At 60.1% G+C, this 16594-nt stretch carries 16 protein-coding genes; 10 read left to right on the plus strand and 6 right to left on the minus strand.

The window, feature by feature from the left end; all coding sequences use genetic code 11:
* Positions 1-56: 56 nt before the first annotated feature.
* The 6 genes from I2I01_RS01145 to I2I01_RS01170 form a co-directional block, all read right to left on the minus strand.
* Positions 57-524: a hypothetical protein gene (locus tag I2I01_RS01145; RefSeq protein WP_196284588.1), complete on the minus strand. Its 468-nt coding sequence runs from the start codon at positions 522-524 to the stop codon at positions 57-59.
* A 56-nt stretch (positions 525-580) separates the two neighbouring features.
* Positions 581-1483, minus strand: a complete 903-nt coding sequence (locus tag I2I01_RS01150) for a hypothetical protein (RefSeq protein ID WP_196284589.1) — start codon at positions 1481-1483, stop codon at positions 581-583.
* Entirely contained in the window at positions 1480-2388 is a 909-nt protein-coding gene (locus tag I2I01_RS01155) for a hypothetical protein (protein ID WP_196284590.1), read from the minus strand. The genes I2I01_RS01150 and I2I01_RS01155 overlap by 4 nt, the downstream gene beginning before the upstream one ends.
* A gap of 33 nt (positions 2389-2421) precedes the next feature.
* Positions 2422-3546 carry a DNA-processing protein DprA gene (gene dprA, locus I2I01_RS01160; protein WP_196284591.1) on the minus strand — a complete coding sequence of 375 codons (1125 nt, stop codon included), beginning with the start codon at positions 3544-3546 and terminating at the stop codon, positions 2422-2424.
* A 10-nt stretch (positions 3547-3556) separates the two neighbouring features.
* Complete coding sequence (locus I2I01_RS01165) at positions 3557-4021, minus strand: endonuclease domain-containing protein (RefSeq protein ID WP_196284592.1); 465 nt, start codon at positions 4019-4021, stop codon at positions 3557-3559.
* A gap of 78 nt (positions 4022-4099) precedes the next feature.
* Positions 4100-4462: a MerR family transcriptional regulator gene (locus tag I2I01_RS01170; RefSeq protein ID WP_196284593.1), complete on the minus strand. Its 363-nt coding sequence runs from the start codon at positions 4460-4462 to the stop codon at positions 4100-4102.
* 127 nt (positions 4463-4589) lie between these two features.
* Here I2I01_RS01170 and alaS point away from each other — a divergent pair, with 127 nt between their 5' ends.
* From alaS to I2I01_RS01220, 10 genes are all read left to right on the plus strand, one after another.
* Positions 4590-7274 (plus strand): alanine--tRNA ligase, encoded by a 2685-nt coding sequence (gene alaS, locus I2I01_RS01175; RefSeq protein WP_196284594.1) that lies wholly within the window; start codon positions 4590-4592, stop codon positions 7272-7274.
* 85 nt (positions 7275-7359) lie between these two features.
* Positions 7360-8025, plus strand: a complete 666-nt coding sequence (locus I2I01_RS01180) for a TonB family protein (RefSeq protein WP_196284595.1) — start codon at positions 7360-7362, stop codon at positions 8023-8025.
* A 163-nt stretch (positions 8026-8188) separates the two neighbouring features.
* Positions 8189-9016, plus strand: a complete 828-nt coding sequence (locus I2I01_RS01185) for an energy transducer TonB (protein WP_196284596.1) — start codon at positions 8189-8191, stop codon at positions 9014-9016.
* A gap of 49 nt (positions 9017-9065) precedes the next feature.
* On the plus strand, positions 9066-9830 hold the full coding sequence (locus tag I2I01_RS01190; protein WP_196284597.1) for an energy transducer TonB: 765 nt from the start codon (positions 9066-9068) through the stop codon (positions 9828-9830).
* 13 nt (positions 9831-9843) lie between these two features.
* Complete coding sequence (locus I2I01_RS01195; protein ID WP_196284598.1) at positions 9844-10662, plus strand: energy transducer TonB; 819 nt, start codon at positions 9844-9846, stop codon at positions 10660-10662.
* 103 nt (positions 10663-10765) lie between these two features.
* The gene (locus tag I2I01_RS01200) at positions 10766-11740 is read left to right on the plus strand and encodes an LIC11966 family surface protein (protein WP_196284599.1); all 975 of its coding nucleotides are present in this window, start codon (positions 10766-10768) and stop codon (positions 11738-11740) included.
* Positions 11741-11758: 18 nt separating this feature from the next.
* Positions 11759-12529 carry a hypothetical protein gene (locus I2I01_RS01205; RefSeq protein WP_196284600.1) on the plus strand — a complete coding sequence of 257 codons (771 nt, stop codon included), beginning with the start codon at positions 11759-11761 and terminating at the stop codon, positions 12527-12529.
* Positions 12530-12722: 193 nt separating this feature from the next.
* Entirely contained in the window at positions 12723-13598 is an 876-nt protein-coding gene (locus I2I01_RS01210; protein WP_196284601.1) for a TonB family protein, read from the plus strand.
* 139 nt (positions 13599-13737) lie between these two features.
* Positions 13738-15195: an Asp-tRNA(Asn)/Glu-tRNA(Gln) amidotransferase subunit GatB gene (gene gatB, locus I2I01_RS01215; protein WP_196284602.1), complete on the plus strand. Its 1458-nt coding sequence runs from the start codon at positions 13738-13740 to the stop codon at positions 15193-15195.
* 134 nt (positions 15196-15329) lie between these two features.
* Positions 15330-16460 (plus strand): TlpA disulfide reductase family protein, encoded by a 1131-nt coding sequence (locus I2I01_RS01220; protein ID WP_196284603.1) that lies wholly within the window; start codon positions 15330-15332, stop codon positions 16458-16460.
* The last annotated feature ends 134 nt before the right edge of the window (positions 16461-16594 follow it).

Genomic DNA, 16594 nt, shown 5'->3' on the forward strand with positions numbered 1-16594 from the left:
CGCGGGCAGCAGGCCGCACAAAAAAAGGACGAGCCTCACGGGCTCGTACTTTCTAATTATTCCGACACTGGCGACACAATACCCGTGTCGAGCGTGCCGTTGGGGTTAAGGCGCACCACGTTGCTGCGGGCGGTGGTGCCGTAATTCGAAAACTGCCCACCCACCAGAATTTTGCCATCGGGCTGCACCACCAGCGCATTCAGGCCCGTGTTGACGACTGGGGTGTTGAAGCCCGCACCGTTAAAAAAGTTATCCGAATTGCCGGTGCTGTTCAGGCGCAGCAGCGTGCGGCTGAAGGGCAATGGAGAGCCCGGCGAGTAGTAGCCGGCCACCAGCTCCTGGCCATCGGGCTGCAATGCCATGTTCTGGAAAAACTGGAACCGGCCCGCCGTCACGCCCGAAGGCACAAACGAGGCATCCCGCGTGCCGTCGCTGAGCAGGCGCAGCACCGAGGGCGTCACGGCCACGCCGTTGCTCAGCACGCTAGTGCCGCCCACCAGCACCTTACCGTCGGTCTGCACCACAATTAAATGGATAATGGAAAAGTTGGAAAAAAAATAGGCTAGCCGGCTAGTTGCACTCAGCGCCGAACCACCCGGTAGGGCACCCGCACTTGGAAGGTGGTATCACGGCCGTTGGCTTTGAAACGGATGGTACCCGTCCACACGGCCGGGCCGAGCCGCCTGGGTGCCATGAAGCGGACTTGCCCCACGTGGTTGGAGTCCACGGGCACGGGGCGACCGTTGCAGCGCATTTGCGCTGGCGTGAAGCGCAGGTCCAGAACGCTGCCCAGAAACAGTTCAGCCTGATAGATACTGCCCGGCGCCACGGTGCTTGAAGCAGCCGTTGAAAACGCCGCCAAATGCCGACGTAGGGTCGTCGCGCCGACCTTTTTAGACAGATGCTGCAACGTGTTTAACTCCGTAGTCCGGACCTCGCTTTCGAGTTGGGAAAGGCTGGCTAAAGCAGCTCCTAAGGGTAGCTCCGCAAATGCTGGTTCAGGCAAAGCAGCCTTCTTATTGGGGTTAAGGGCTTGAGCAGCTAAACGGTATTTGTTCAGCTGCTGGTGCAAATTGACATAAGCTGGGCCGTCGGGGGATAGCAGCTGCGCGGCTGCGTCCGTACTGGCCAGCTGCGCTGCAGTTGGAATAGCCGTATTTGGTCGGCAAGCATTGTGTTTCAGCTCCTCGCCCAATCCGCGCAGGGTGCGGGCCAACGAGTCGGCGTGGCCATCCAGGCGCTGGGCTGCCGCCAGCAGGGCGACTTCTTTAGGCTGATTGTAGTTTTTTTGCACGGCGGCCTCCAATCCCCGAATGGCCCACTGCGCACGCTGGTCGGCGTCATCGTTGTCGGCAATCAGAAGCTGGTCGAGCCGGTACAGTTGTCTATTGAGTTGCGCTAGGCTGCGCAGCTTAAGGTAAGCGCCAAATCCCGCCGCGCCAGCGGCTGCCACCAATACCAGTAGGAGGAAAACGCGGTTCATAGTGTGCGGGACTTAACGATGAAGTAGGGCACGGTAATGTGGAAAGTTGTGTCGCCCAATCCCATTTCTGCCTTAATGATGCCGTGCCATTCGGCTCGCACGGTATCGGGCTGGCCCGGGCGTAGCGGCGGCACCCGAAACCGGACTTCGCCACGGCCATCGGGCTGTACCAATAAAGGCTTACCGTTCGCCTCCATCCGGAAGTCATCGGTTGATGCCGACTGCGTGAGGAACAACTGGCCTTCATAGGCCGCTCCCGGCGCCACAGTGTTCGACTTGGCTACTGCCATGGCGCCGATTCTATCAAAGCACATGCAGCAGCCGGTCCCTACTTTCTGCGCCAAGCGACTTAGAACCTCTGCCGCCTGACGCCGCACCAACACTTCCAGTCGGGTGAATCTGGCCCGGGCCACCGCCAGCAGTGCCTTGTCCGTGTTAAACCAGTCAGAAGCTCCGGGTTCAACCTGCGTCAAGGCCGGCAATTCCGGCACGTAATCCTGAACAAAAGCGGTATAACGGTCAAGCTGCCGGGCAACCTGCTGCGACCCAATCGAATGAGGGCTGACGGTAGGGGCTGCCTGCCCGGCCACTAGTAAGCTTTGCCGAGCTAGTCGAATCGTATCAGAAATAGACTGCACACGGCGAAGCACTAGCTGGCTGGCCTCAAGCACGGCCACATCGCGGCGTTGGTTATTATTCTTTGCAACCCATTTCCAGATACTGCGCACCGTACTGGCCATTGCCTGTGTCTGAGCACGGTTGTTGGCCTCCAGCTGGGTTTCCAAGGTTGCCAGCTTGGCCAACACTTCTGCTTGTTGCGCTGCCTGCTGCCGGTACCAAAGCCCACCCGAGGCCAGTAACCCGGCGGCCGCGCAAGTGAAAAGCAGTTGATTCTGTCGTTTCATCCTGGCCAGGAGAATGGTTGATGTCTTCCATTTTTACACCAACGCAAACTTCTTCCCCGGCATTGCCCGCACCACTCCCCGAAACTCCAGCCCCAACAGCAGCGAGGCCACGGCGTAAATGGCAATTTGTGATTGCCAGGCAATGTCATCCATATGCAGCTCGCGCCCCGGAGCGGCGGCCAGCACCGTGATGATGGCAAACTCCTCGGTAGTGAAATCAGCCGTCGAATAGGAGGGAGCCGCCTTGAACTTGCCCGACTGGTGCAAGGCGGCGTCCCAGTTGAGCAGTTGCTCCAGGTCCGGCGGTTCGGTATACATCGCCGCCTTGTTGCTTTTGATGAGGGCATTGCAGCCCGCTGAAGCCTCGGAGCCCAAGTTGCCGGGCACGGCCAGCACGTCGCGGTCGTAGCTTAGGGCCAGCTCGGCGGTAATGAGGGCCCCGCCCTTGCTGGCAGCTTCCACCACCACGGTGCCATCGCTCAGCCCGGCGATAATGCGGTTGCGGGCCGGGAAGTTGTAGCGGTCGGGCGGCGTGCCGAAGGGAAACTCGGTGAGTAGGCCGCCTTGCTCGCGCATTTTATCGGCCGTTTTCTGGTGGGTGTGGGGATAGATTCGGTCCAGGCCGGTGGCCATCACACCCACGGTTTCGAGGCCTTCCTGCAACGCGGCGCGGTGGGCAATGATGTCGATGCCGTAGGCCAGGCCGCTCACCACCAGCGGGCGGTGCGGCACCAGCCCGCGCACGATGCGCTCGGTTTGCTCGCGGCCGTAGTCGGTGTTCTTGCGCGTGCCTACCAGGGCCACGCTTTTCGGCGCGTTCAGGTCGGCAGTTCCCTGGTAGTATAGAATGGCCGGCGCATCCGGAATCAGTTTGAGGCGGCTGGGGAAGCGCTTGCTCGTGTAAAACAGGATTTCGACGCCGTCTTTTTCGGCCTTTTTCAGGTCGGCCTCGGCTTTGCGAAATGCCTTCTCGCGCTCCGGGCCGGTGAGGGCTTTCACAGTGGCCTCGCCCACGCCGGGGATGCGGCGCAGCTTGCCTGGCGGCATCAGCAGCACGTTTTTGGCTGAGCCGCCGTAGCTCATTAGCTGCCGCGTGAGCTGCGGGCCGATGCCGGGTAGAAGGGTGAGGGCAAGCTCGTGGTAGAGGGTGTCGTTCATGCGGGTAACCTCACCCCCCGGCCCCCTCTCCTCGGGGAGAGGGGGAGCCTAACGACTGCGGGTTAGGTAAGTGTTTGGTCAGGTGGCTGGTAATTATTTTGAGGACGTGGTCAGGGAAGTTTAGAACTTCTTCGTTGGTAAAGCGCAGGATATGGAAACCCAATTTCTGCAAATTATGGGTTCGTCCCCCGTCATACTCGGCTTGTTCGTTATCCAAATGGTATTCACCATCAACTTCAATAATGAGCCAGGCCGGCAGGCAAATAAAATCAACAATATACCGCTCGATAGCATGCTGCCGCCGAAAGCGAGGCCCTAGCTTATTGCCTCTTACCAATTGCCACAAAGCATTTTCCGATGCTGTAGCCTTGCAGCGGTTCGCCCGCGAGTAATCTTTTGATGTCCTCTTCCACCTATCCGCTTCCGTCATAAACGCGTGGTAATGCGAAGACTTTTTTTCGTTTTCGCTTCCCATCACTCATTTAGAAAAAGGATTTAAAAGAATAGTATTAGGCTCCCCCTCTCCCCAAGGAGAGGGGGCCGGGGGGTGAGGTTACTCCGGTTCCGCCTTACCCGCCGCGTCCACCTCCTTCTTCAAACTCACCAGAAACGCGCGCACCTTCTCTAGGCTCTGCACCACGTCAATCTTTTCCTTGAGCTGCGGGCCCTTCTGCTTAAGCATGTCGCGGGCGCCGGGGATGGTGTAGCCGCGCTCTTTCACCAGGTGGTAGATGGTGCGGAACACCTCAATGTCCTGCGGGGTGTAGAGGCGGTTGCCTTTTTTGCTGCGGCGCGGGCGTAACTCTTCAAACTCGGTTTCCCAGAAGCGCACCAGCGACTCGGCCACCTTGAACTGGGCGGCTACCTCGCCGATGGTGAAGTACTGTTTCTCAATGTTGCGCTCTTTATAGGGCATAAGACTACCTTTGCAAATACTCCGAAAAGTAGCCTAAAATTCGCAGCTATGCGCGGTTGTGGGCTTTTTAATGGAGTCAATCCACAGTTTCTCATCATTCGCCAACACTAGCTTGGCGCTTTCCCTCATGTCGCTCCCCACCGCCAGCCACGTCCGCCAGCAGTTTCTTGATTTCTTCGCCAGCAAAGGCCACCACATTGTGCCCTCGGCCCCCATTGTGGTGAAGGACGACCCCACGCTGCTGTTCATTAACAGCGGCATGGCCCCGTTCAAAGACTATTTCCTGGGCAACAAGCCCGCGCCCTACAAGCGCATTGCCGACACCCAGAAGTGCCTGCGCGTGAGCGGCAAGCACAACGACCTGGAAGAAGTAGGCTACGACACCTACCACCACACCATGTTCGAGATGCTGGGCAACTGGAGCTTCGGCGACTACTTCAAGAAGGACGCCATTGCCTGGGCCTGGGAGTTGCTGACCCAGGTGTACAAGCTGGACAAGGACCGCCTTTACGTCACCTACTTCGAGGGCGACGACAAGGATGGTACCGCTGCCGACACCGAAACCCAGAACCTGTGGCGCCAATACACCACCGACGACCGGATTTTGCCCGGCAACAAGAAGGACAACTTCTGGGAAATGGGCGATACCGGCCCCTGCGGCCCCTGCACGGAAATCCACATCGACCTGCGCTCGGAGGAAGAGCGTGCCAAAAAGCCCGGCCGTGAGCTGGTGAATGCCGACCACCCGCAGGTGGTGGAAATCTGGAACAACGTGTTCATGGAGTTCCAGCGCCTGGCCGACAAGTCGCTCATCAAGCTGCCCGAGCAGAGTGTGGACACCGGCATGGGCTTCGAGCGCCTCATGATGGCCGTGTCGGGCGTGAAGTCGAACTACGACACCGACGTATTTCAGCCGCTCATCCGCTTCATCGCCAAGGAAGTGGGCTTGGAGTACCACGGCACTGCCCCCGCAACGGTAAACGACCAGCCGGCTACCGAAAACGAGAAGACGGACATCGCCATCCGCGTCATTGCCGACCACATCCGCACCATCGCCTTCACCATCGCCGACGGCCAACTGCCCAGCAACGTGAAGGCAGGCTACGTTATCCGCCGCATCCTGCGCCGGGCCGTGCGCTACGCATTTTCGAGCCTGAACCAGAAGCAGCCCTTCCTCTACAAGCTGGTGCCCGTGCTGGCCGACCAAATGGCCGGCATCTTCCCCGAGCTCAAAGCCCAGGTGCCCTTCGTGCAGCGCGTGATTGAGGAGGAGGAAATTGCCTTCCTGAAAACGCTGGAAACTGGCCTGCGTCGCCTCGACGCGCTGGAAGAAAGCGCCCGCGCCAACGGTGGCGTCATCGACGGCAAAACCGCGTTTGAGCTGTCCGACACCTTTGGATTTCCGCTCGACCTCACCGCACTCATCGCCCGCGAAAAGGGCCTGACGGTGGACGAAAACGGCTTCAAAAAGGAGTTGGAGCAGCAGAAGAATCGCAGCCGCAACGCCCAGGAAACCGAGCAGAGCGACTGGGTGACCGTGACCGAAACCGACGCCCCCAACGTGTTTGTAGGCTACGACCAGGACGAGGCCACGGCCCACCTGCTGCGCTACCGCAAAGTCGACAAAAAGGGCAAAACCGAGTACCAGTTGGTGTTCGACCAAACCCCATTTTACGCTGAAAGCGGCGGGCAAATTGGCGACACCGGCTACCTGGAATCGCCGCTGAGCAAGGTGCGCGTGATTGATACGAAGAAGGAAAACGACCTCATCATCCACACCACGCTGGATTTGCCGCAGGATTTGGAGGCCGATTTCCTGGCCCGCCCTGATGCCGCCCGGCGCGCCCTCATCCGCAACAACCACACGGCCACCCACCTGCTGCAAGCCGCCCTGCGCACCGTGCTGGGCAGCCACGTGCAGCAAAAAGGCTCGCTCGTGAACGAGAAGCTGCTGCGCTTCGACTTCTCGCACTTTACCAAGGTGACCGATGAGCAGCTGCGCGAGATTGAAACCATCGTGAACGAGCGCATCCGCCAGCAGATTCCGCTCGACGAGCGCCGCAACGTGCCCATTGCCGAAGCCAAAAACCTGGGTGCCATGGCCCTGTTCGGCGAGAAGTATGGTGACTTTGTGCGCGTCATCACCTTCGACAAGGACTATTCGGTGGAGCTCTGCGGCGGCCTGCACGTGGCAAACACGGGCAGCATCGGCTATTTCAAAATCACTGCCGAAAGCGCGGTGGGCGCGGGCGTGCGCCGTATCGAGGCCGTGACGGCCGGCGCGGCCGAAGCCTACGTGGACCAGCAGCTGGCCCTGCTGGCCCAGGTGCGCGAGACGCTGGGCAACCCCCAACACCTCATCCCCAGCATCGAGAAGCAAAACGAGGAGATTGCCGCCCTGCGCAAGCAAATCGAGCAATTCGCCCAGCAAAGCATCAACCAGCAGAAAGACCAACTGGTGGGCCAGGTGAAGGACCTGAACGGCGTTAGCTTCCTGGCCGCGCAAGTGCAGGCCAGCAGCGCCGACGCCCTCAAAACCCTGGCCTTCAACCTTCGGCAGGCCGTGCCCAACCTTGTGGCCGTGCTGGGCGCCGAAATCGACGGCAAGCCCCAACTGGCCGTGATGCTGGAGGACGACATCGCCAAGGCCGGCAAGCTCAACGCCAGCACGCTGGTGCGCGAGCTGGCCAAGGAAATCCAGGGCGGCGGCGGCGGGCAGCCCTTCTTCGCCACGGCCGGCGGCAAGAACGTGGCCGGGCTAGGGGCTGCTATTGCCAAGGCCGAAGCGGCCGTGAGCAAGGCCCTGGCCTAATAGCTGGAGCTATTTGCAACGAATCAGGGACGCAATACTTTGCGTCCCTGATTCGTTTTTAAAGGTGCTATCAATCCTGCCTGTAATGGATGCGCATCGCCTGTTCCTGCTATTGATTTGGCTTGCAATGCCGGGCGCTTTGCTGGCACAGAAGGCAAACCCCAAGCGTATGGTGTATTACGAAGCGAAAAACCACCCTTTGCCTTCTCCGACCGGGGCGGTTTATGCTATCCAAACGGAATACATCGACAGCTTGCGGGCCATTGAGCGGTGGTTTTCCGGGCCGCAAAAAATCAGGGAAATGGCTTCCTTTTCTAATATCAGGCGCCGCTACCGCGATGGAGAAACAATTACCTATTATGACGACGGGAGCGTCAAAACCCGACTGGTTTATAATGATGGCCACTTGGTTTCCCGCGTGAGCTACTATCCCAATCACAAGCTTCGGCGGCAGCTGCGCGTTGAGCGGGATTCCGTTGTTGAGGATAGGTGCTTCAGCGAAAGCGGGGCACTCATGAATTGTGATACGCTGGCCCGGCAGCTTGAATGCCCCAACGGAAAGCCAAAGCCGTGCACCTTCTACAGCGTGGTTCGTTATCCGGCTAAGGCGTTAAAAGCCGGGGCGCAAGGCAAAGTCACGGTGAGCTTTGTGGTGAGTCGTTTCGGGGAGCTGGTTGATGCCTGGGTTGTGGATTCGCCTTCGCCACTCCTAAACGAAGAAGCCGTGGCGGCCATCCGGCGGATGAAATAGTTCTGCCCGCAATACATTGATTGCGAGCCGATGGATGTGCTATACACTGTTCCCATGACCTTTCGCATCGAGTAGGGTAGTCCGCATCCAACAAAATTCGCCATCTTTGAAAACAAGTCCCTGGTCAACACTTTCCACATACCAGGGCTTTTTATTCTGCCACATGCTGAAGTTTTGGAGCGCCCTGCTGGCGGTGCCCGCCCTGCTGCTTGCCGCCGCCCCGGCTAGCGCCCAAACAGACCCTGAGCCGGAGGCGACCACCGTTGCCCCCCGTCCTAAAACCACGGAGTACTATAGCGCCGACCACCGCCTGCTGCCCACGGCCCAGGGCGCCAGCTACCGCCTCGAAACCACTTACCGCGACAGCGTGGCCGGCACCGTGCGCATGTACGATGCGGCGGGCAAGCTGCAGCGTATCACCGCCTTTGGGCACGTGCGCCTGCAAGTCCGCCACGGCGCCACTACCACCTGGTACGATACCGGGCAGATGCACACCATGGAAGGCTACCAGGCCAACCAGCGCCACGGCGAGCTACTCGTGTACTACCCCGACGGCAAGCTGCGCCGCCGCGACCAGTTTGTGAAAGGCTTGCGCACCGCCGGCGAGTGCTTCGGGCCCGATGGCCAGCCGGTGCCTTATTTCGAATACCGCGTCATGCCCGTGTACAGCGAAGGCGATGGGAGCAATATGGCCGTGGTACAGGCCATTCAGCGCCGGACAACGTACCCGCAGGCGGCCCTGCGGCTTGCGCTCAATGCCCGCATCCTCATCGGTTTCACCATCGATGCGCAGGGGCGGGTGGGCGCCGTGCATATAGAGAAAGAGCCCATGCCGGAGCAAATAGCACCAAGCCTGCGCGCGGCATTTCAGGAAATCAAAAGCTCTGCCCTCGAAGCAGCCCGCCAACTCAAGCCCTTCCGCCCGGGCCAACTCGACGGGCAGACCGTGGCAGTTTCTTATTCAGTGCCCATTACGTTCCGGATAGAATAACGGGATTGACGATTATGATGAAGCCGCGGCTTAGCGGCTGTTTGCTTATATGAAATTGAAGTTTACCATTTGGGCGTCGGCAGCCTTGCTGTCGCTGGACACCACCGCCCGGGCCCAGCAAACGGCAGTCAGCATCAAAACCGAATACCTGGATTCGGCCAGCGTGGTGCTGCCCTCGGCCCAGGGAGCTGCCTACCGCTGCGAGACCGAGCAGGTAGATGCTGAAAAGGGGTTTGTGCGCACTTTCGGGATGGATGGCCGGCGTGTCGGCGTGCGGGAAGTGGAGTTTCAGCAAGGCCGGCCCGTGGCCCATGGCGTGGCAGAATCCTGGTTTGAAAATGGCCAGCTGCGCCTCCATGAGGAGTACATGCACGGCCACCGCCAGGGCGAAATGCGGCTTTACTACCCCAGCGGCCAGCTCAAGCGGCGGGCCCGCTACACTAAAGACTTCACGTCGACCGGCGAATGCTTTGCGGCCGACGGCCAAGCGGTGCCGTTTTTTGAATACGAAAAGCTGCCCGTATACCCGGCCGGCGACGGCGGCCCCGCGGCCGTGGTGTATGCCATTCAGCGCGGGGTGAAATACCCAAAAGATGCCATCAAGGCGGGTAAAGCCGGGCGGGTATTGGTGAGCTTCAACGTCACCAAAACCGGCGAGGTGGCCAATGTGCGGGTAATAGAAGGCGTTTTTCCGTCGCTCGACGAGCAAGTGGTGCAGTCCATTCAGCGGCTCAAGCCTTTCACGCCCGGCCAGCAGGATGGCGAGCCCATTGGGGTGCCCTACACCATTCCCGTCATGTTTGCACTTCAATAGGCACGTTAGCCCCATGACTTATTCTCAATGGCTGCTCACAGCCGCCCTCCTGAGCCTGGCTACCGCCAGCTACGCCCAAGACCAGCCCACGGCGCCGACCGCGCCCACCGCCCGGCTTACGGAAGTTGTGTACCTCGACGCCAACCGCCACCAGCTGCCCTCCGAACAGGGGGCCGTGGAGCGCAAGGAAACCATCTACCGCGACACCGTGAGTGGCACCACGCGCACCTACTACCTGCCGTCAGGCAAGCTCAAGTCTTTCGTGCCCTTTGCCAGCGTGCGCAAGAACCTGCGCCACGGCACCGTGAGCGAATACTACGAGAGCGGGCAGCTGCGCTACCAGGCCTCTTTTCAGGCGGGCCATGTGGTGGGGGATTTGGTGACCTACTATCCCGATGGCACCCTCAAGCGCCGCGAACACCACCAGTCCGACCAGCCTGACACGGGCGAATGCTTCGGTCCTGACGGCCAGCCCGTGGCGTACTTTCCCTACGAGCAAATGCCGGTGTACTCGGAAGGCGCCGGCGACAAAGCGGCCATGGTGCGCGCCGTGATGCTCAACGTCCGCTACCCCGTTGACGCCTTGAAGCAGCGGGTGTACGGCGTGGTGAAGGTAAGTTTCGTGGTGGGCAAAGACGGCCGGGTGCAGGACATTAAGCCGAATGATATCAAACCCGGGGACGTGCCCAAAGGCATCGCCCGCGCCTATGAGTCGCTGCAGGACGCGGCCGTGAGCGCCGTGCGTCAGCTCAAGCCCTTCGCACCGGGCCGGCAGGACGGCGAGCCGGTGGCCGTGTCGTTCACGGTGCCGGTCACGTTCCGCATTCAGTAGAGCGGGCAGGGGCAAAAAGATACCGCGCCGGGAGTTGGAAAAGTGAGGCAAGCAGGCATCTTTGCTACTGCATTAATTCCTTCAACTTCAATTTATTTCCTGCATGCGCCTTTTTACCCATTTCGCTGCCACAGGCCTTTTATTCGCTGCCCTGGCCCTGCCTGCCGGGGCCCAGACCTTCGCCGACCCGGCCAGCTACAACAACGCTATTGTGAACGAGCAGGTGGACCTGCTCAAGAAAAACCTGCGCTACATCAGCAAGGCCGCGCACAGCGAAAACGACCGGAAAATTGAAAACCGCCGCCTCGAAGTGGTGGAGCAGAACAAGGTGGCCGTGGCCAACGTGCAGCGCATGCCCGCCGCCTTCAAGGGCAACGCCGAGCTGCGCGCCGCGGCCCTCAAGGCCTTCAAAACCATGCTGGAGGTGTACTCAGCCGACTACAAGCAGGTGAACGCCCTAGCCGCCACCCGCACCGAAAGCTTCGAGGCCATGGAGCGCTACTACGCCGCTCAGGAAGCCGCCGAAGCCAAGCTGGCCGTGGTGGACGACAGCGTGAACGCCGCCCAGAAACGCTTTGCCAAGCAGTTCGGCATGAACATCGAGTCGACGCGCGAGTCGGTGAAGCTGGCCGAGTACACCCGCCAGGTAACGGCCGTGAACAAGTACCAGCACCAGGTGTTCCTGCCTTATTTCCGGGTGCAGAAAGCCAGCGCCAAGCTCACCGACGCCCTCAATGCCCAGAATGCCGCGGCCTTTGAGGCCGCCCGCGTGATGCTGGCCGCCGAGGCCGAGAAGTCGGCCACCGAACTTTCGGCCGTGCCCGCGTTCCGAGGCAAGGACGTGGCCTACCGCAACGCTGCGCGCGACGTAGCTAACCTCTACGTGGTGATGTGCGCCAAGCAGTTTGTGCAGATTGCGGAGCTGATGAAAAACAAGGACCACCTCACCAAGGTCGACGCCCAAACCATCAACGCCAACATCAACGCCTACAACACGCAGAACCAGAAATTCAACGAGGCCTACAGCCGCACCTCGTCCGCCTTCATGGACACCTATGTGCCGGTGATGAACGACTAGGCTAAAACTACAGCGCCTATGCATCGCATTGCTGCCTTTGCCGCTTGCATCGTTTGCGTAAGCACCATCAAGGCCGCGGCCCAACCGGCCACTGCTAAAGGGCCGCGCAAAGTAACCGTGTATCTGACGGCAAGCGGCGAGCAGCTGCGCAGCGCCGCCGGGGCCGACCACCGCGCCGAAATAACGATGCGCGACAGCGTTAGTGGGACCCTGCGCGAGTATTACCCCTCGGGCAAGCTCTGGCGCATTGTGCCCCTGGCCCACGTTGGGCTGGGCCTGCGCCACGGCGTGGCCTTGAGCTACGATGAAGCGGGAAAGCTGCGCAAGCGCGAAGAGTATGTGGGCGGCCACCCGCAGGGCGAAGTGCAGGTGTACGACGCCAATGGCGTGCTGAGCCGCACCAAGGTGTATAGCCAAGACAAACTGGTGAGCCAGCAATGCTTCACGCCCACCGGGCAGGCCAAGGATTGCCGCGAAGACAAACACGCCCCGCTTTATCCCCACGGCCTGACCGGCCTGGTCAGAGACATTGAAAAAGCGGCCGTGCTGCCACCGGAAGACTTGCTTCGGGGCAACTACGGGCTCGTTATCATCAAAGTAGTGGTCGATGAGCACGCCACCATTTCGGGTGCTACTGTGCTGAAAGCGCCCACGGTAAGAATGGGCCAGGCGGTGCTGGATGCCCTCAAGCGAATTGCGCCATTTCAGACGCCGGGCACGGTCGACGGTGAAAACGTTTCGGTCGTTTATACCTTGCCCATCAAGCTAGGCAAGCCCGGCATGGGGTGAAATATGTCTAATGCCTACCAGGACTCGCCCAGTTTCACCTTTCTGACAAATGGTGTCAGTAACTAAAAAAACAACGCGTGGTTTGAAAGGAATGGGTGGCCGGTGCTAACTCCTAAATGCGTTGTACGTAACTTTAAATTGAATGCACCGCGAAGCTGTTCCGCGGCGGGTCGACCACTTCATTTTTTATCCAGTGAAAGCACAGCTATTCGCATTTGGACTCTTGGCAAGCCTGCCGCTGGCCGGGCTCGCCCAGTCAGTAGAAAAAGACGTGCCCCAGCCTCCGGCTACTTTTTATACACCCGATTTTCAACCTACTACGCAATTTGATTCCACGGCCTACTGCGCCGAAACCACGTTTCGGGACAGTCTGGCGGGCATCACGCGGGTATTTTATCCGTCGGGGGCATTGCGCCAGTACATTCCCTTTGCCAACGTCTATAGGCAAACTATTCACGGCACGCTCACCACTTGGTACGAAGACGGCCGCATGCGCACCAAGGAAGACTACTATAATGGCGTTCGGCACGGCGACCTGCTCACCTACTACCCCGACGGCACCCTCAAGCGGCGCGACCATTACGAAAAAGGCTTCTGCGGCATCGGCAATTGCTACGGCCCCAACGGGGCGCCGGTGCAGTACTTCGTTTACGAACAGCTTCCGCTGTATCCGGGCGGCGAGGCCCAGCTCACCAAGGAGCTGGCCAAGGGCGTGCGCCTGAACCCGCGCGAACTGAGGCAGATGCGCAGCGAAAGCGCTCAGTTTTACCGGATGGCCCGCGGCGGCCTCAACCGGGAAGTCGACGTGGAGCTCTTGGTGGGCGAAGATGGCCGTATCACCCAAGCCAAGGTGGTGAAGTCGAATTCTTCGTTTCTGAACGCAGCCGCCCTGCGGGCCGTGGCCAAGCTCAAGCGGCAGTTTGTGCCCGCCCGGCGCGACGGCCAAACCGTGAAAAGCCACTATACCGTGCCCGTGTACTACACCATGGAAATGCCATACGGCCAGAACGGCGGCGCCAGCAACCCCCGCAACCCGAACTATTTCCCGCAGGGTACCCGACGCTGGTAGTTTTGGTGGGGGCGAATGACCGAAAGTGGGGTAGAGGGCGGCTGCGCGGCCGGGCTTTGCGGGCCGCCAAACGCGGCGGGCTTGGCCGCAGCCGTTACCTTTAAGGCTGAATAGCTTTTAGTACCCCGCGTTTTTAGTTATGGACGAAGCCACCCTTGCCCAATACCAGCCCGTTATCGGCCTCGAAGTACACGCTCAGCTCCTCACGCACAGCAAGATGTACTCGGCCGATGAAAACGAGTACGGCGTTGCGCCCAACACCAACCTGTCGGTTATCACCCTCGGCCACCCCGGCACCTTGCCCAAGGTGAACCGCACGGCCGTGGAATTTGCCATGAAAATGGGCCTGGCCACCAACTGCCAGATTCGGCGCGACAACCTGTTTGCCCGCAAAAACTACTTTTACCCCGACCTGCCCAAGGGTTATCAGATTACGCAGGACAAAACCCCGATTTGCACCGAAGGCCACGTCGAAATCCGCCTGGCCGACGGCAGCACCAAACAAATCGGCATCACCCGCATCCACATGGAGGAAGACGCGGGCAAGAGCATGCACCTGGCCGGCGAAACCGAAACCCTGGTGGACCTGAACCGCGCCGGCGTGCCGCTCATCGAGATTGTGAGCGAGCCCGACATCCGGACCGGCGAAGAAGCCTACGCCTACCTCACCGAAATCAAGAAGCTGGTGGAGTACCTCGGCATCTGCGACGGCAACATGGAGGAAGGCTCCTTGCGTTGCGACGCCAACATCTCGGTGATGAAGAAGGGCGCCACGCAGTTCGGCATGAAGGTGGAAGTGAAGAACATGAACTCCTTCCGCAACGTGCAGCGCGCCATTGCCTACGAGATTGAGCGTCAAATCAGCATCATCGAGGCCGGTGGCGAGGTGGACAGCGAAACCCGGGGCTTCGACGCGGCCAGCGGCACCACCAACGGCCAGCGCAGCAAGGAAACCCTCAACGACTACCGCTACTTCCCCGAGCCCGACCTGCCCCCGCTCATCATCTCCGACGAGTGGCTGCACCGCGTGGCCGCCGAGTTGCCGGCCCTGCCGCAGCAGCTCTACGCCCGCTTCACCGGCGAGCTGGGGCTGAGCGACTACGACGCCACGGTGCTCATCGACCAGAAAGACGTGGCCCTGTTCTTCGACGAGCTGGCCCGCCTCACGCCTAACGCCAAAGCTGCCGCCAACTGGGTGATGGGCCCGGTGAAAAGCTACCTCAACGAGCGCGCCCTCACCATGGCCGACTTCCCGCTCGACGCCGCCCAACTGGCCGGCATCATCGAGTTGATTGACGCAGGCAAGCTGAACTACTCGGTGGCCAGCAAGCAGCTGCTGCCGCACCTGCTCGAGCATCCCACCGCCAACGTGACCGGTGCGGCTGAAACCCTCGGCTTGCTCCAAAAAGCCGACAGCGGCGAGCTGGAGGGCCTGGTGCAGCAAGTGCTGGCCGCCAACCCCGCCAAGGTGGCCGAGTACCGCGCCGGCAAGAAGTCGCTCACCGGTATGTTCATGGGCGAGCTGATGAAGCTGACCGGCGGCAAAGCCGACCCCAAGCTGGCCAACCAGCTGCTGCGCACCGCGTTGGAAGGCTAGGTGGTGAAATAGTGGATGGGCGGATTGGTGGGTTAGCGCATGAAAACCCGCCAACCCACCAATCCAGCTTTTCGGAACAATAATTTTACTGCCTGGCGTTGGCTATTTTTACGCATAAGCATATGCTTTATCCCATGATAAAATCTGTTTTCATTGCTGCTACCGCGCTGGGTTTGGCCAACGCCTGCCAGCCGGCTTCCGCCGCCGAGGGCTACGAAGTATCGGGCCAGCTGAAAAATGCGCCGGCCGGCACGGTGGTGCATCTCTCGGAGCTGACCTCGAACCAGTTTGTGGAGAAAACCCAGGCCAAGACCGACGCTTCTGGCAATTTTACGCTGAAAGGTTTGTCGCCCACGCCCGGCATCTACCAGCTCAAGCTCGACGAGCCCAACCAGGTGCTGCTGCTGCTCGACAATAAAACCCACATACAACTGAGCGGCGACGCCAAAAGCCTGCCCACGTCCTACACCGTGAAAGGCAGCAAAGACGCCGAAGTGCTGCGCCAGCTCACGCAGGTAATGCAGGGCTCTAAAACCGAGCTCGAAAGCCTGGGCCAGCGCTACAATGCCGCCGGCCAGGCGGGCAAGGCAGATGAAATGAAGGCCATTGAAAAGCAGTACTACACCATTCAGAGCACCAATTCGGCCAAGATGAAGGGTATCCTGCGGCGCAACGCCACCGCGGTGGCCAGCGGCTTTGCAGTAGGGGCGTTTCTGAACCCGGACGAGGAATTTGCTTTTGCCGACTCGCTGGCCGGTGTGCAGCGCAAGGCCAACCCCAACTCGCCCTTCACCAAGGAACTGACGGCCCGGCTGGAACCCATGCGCGCCACGGCCCAGGGCAGCCAGGCCCCGGAAATCAACCTCGCGCAGCCCGACGGCAGCAAGCTGGCCCTCAGCAGCCTGCGCGGCAAATACGTGCTGATTGACTTTTGGGCCAGCTGGTGCGGCCCCTGCCGCCAGGAAAACCCCAACGTGGTGAAGGCTTACAACGCCTTCAAAGACAAAGGCTTTACCATCTATTCCGTGTCGCTGGACCAGGATAAGGGCAAGTGGGAGAAGGCCATTGCTTCCGACGGCCTTACCTGGCACCACGTGTCGGACCTGGCGGGCTGGAACAGCGTGGCCGGCGCGGCCTACGGGGTGAAGTCCATTCCTCAGTCTTTCCTGCTCGACCCGCAGGGTAAAATCATCGCCAAGAACTTGCGCGGCGAGGCCCTGGCCGCCAAGCTGGCCGAGGTGCTGAAAACAGCACCGGTGAATTAATATTCTGCTGAAATTGAATGAAAAAGGTTCTCCGTGTGAGCGGAGAGCCTTTTTTATTTAAGGATAGGTGTATACTGCAGTTTGATAATTCGGCCCTTTCCTCTGCGCTTTACGTGTCGATAAAGACGTTTATA

Source organism: Hymenobacter properus, assembly GCF_015694735.1.
In the GTDB taxonomy this organism is placed as follows: domain Bacteria; phylum Bacteroidota; class Bacteroidia; order Cytophagales; family Hymenobacteraceae; genus Hymenobacter; species Hymenobacter properus.

Excerpts from the sequence above, each read along its gene's own strand:
- gatB (WP_196284602.1), top strand. The coding sequence starts at position 13,738 with ATGGACGAAGCCACCCTTGCCCAATACCAGCCCGTTATCGGCCTCGAA.
- I2I01_RS01185 (WP_196284596.1), top strand. The coding sequence starts at position 8,189 with ATGCTGAAGTTTTGGAGCGCCCTGCTGGCGGTGCCCGCCCTGCTGCTT.
- I2I01_RS01220 (WP_196284603.1), top strand. The coding sequence starts at position 15,330 with ATGATAAAATCTGTTTTCATTGCTGCTACCGCGCTGGGTTTGGCCAAC.
- I2I01_RS01165 (WP_196284592.1), bottom strand. The coding sequence starts at position 4,021 with ATGGGAAGCGAAAACGAAAAAAAGTCTTCGCATTACCACGCGTTTATG.
- I2I01_RS01200 (WP_196284599.1), top strand. The coding sequence starts at position 10,766 with ATGCGCCTTTTTACCCATTTCGCTGCCACAGGCCTTTTATTCGCTGCC.
- I2I01_RS01170 (WP_196284593.1), bottom strand. The coding sequence starts at position 4,462 with ATGCCCTATAAAGAGCGCAACATTGAGAAACAGTACTTCACCATCGGC.
- I2I01_RS01150 (WP_196284589.1), bottom strand. The coding sequence starts at position 1,483 with ATGAACCGCGTTTTCCTCCTACTGGTATTGGTGGCAGCCGCTGGCGCG.
- dprA (WP_196284591.1), bottom strand. The coding sequence starts at position 3,546 with ATGAACGACACCCTCTACCACGAGCTTGCCCTCACCCTTCTACCCGGC.
- I2I01_RS01205 (WP_196284600.1), top strand. The coding sequence starts at position 11,759 with ATGCATCGCATTGCTGCCTTTGCCGCTTGCATCGTTTGCGTAAGCACC.
- alaS (WP_196284594.1), top strand. The coding sequence starts at position 4,590 with ATGTCGCTCCCCACCGCCAGCCACGTCCGCCAGCAGTTTCTTGATTTC.
- I2I01_RS01190 (WP_196284597.1), top strand. The coding sequence starts at position 9,066 with ATGAAATTGAAGTTTACCATTTGGGCGTCGGCAGCCTTGCTGTCGCTG.
- I2I01_RS01180 (WP_196284595.1), top strand. The coding sequence starts at position 7,360 with ATGGATGCGCATCGCCTGTTCCTGCTATTGATTTGGCTTGCAATGCCG.
- I2I01_RS01195 (WP_196284598.1), top strand. The coding sequence starts at position 9,844 with ATGACTTATTCTCAATGGCTGCTCACAGCCGCCCTCCTGAGCCTGGCT.
- I2I01_RS01155 (WP_196284590.1), bottom strand. The coding sequence starts at position 2,388 with ATGAAACGACAGAATCAACTGCTTTTCACTTGCGCGGCCGCCGGGTTA.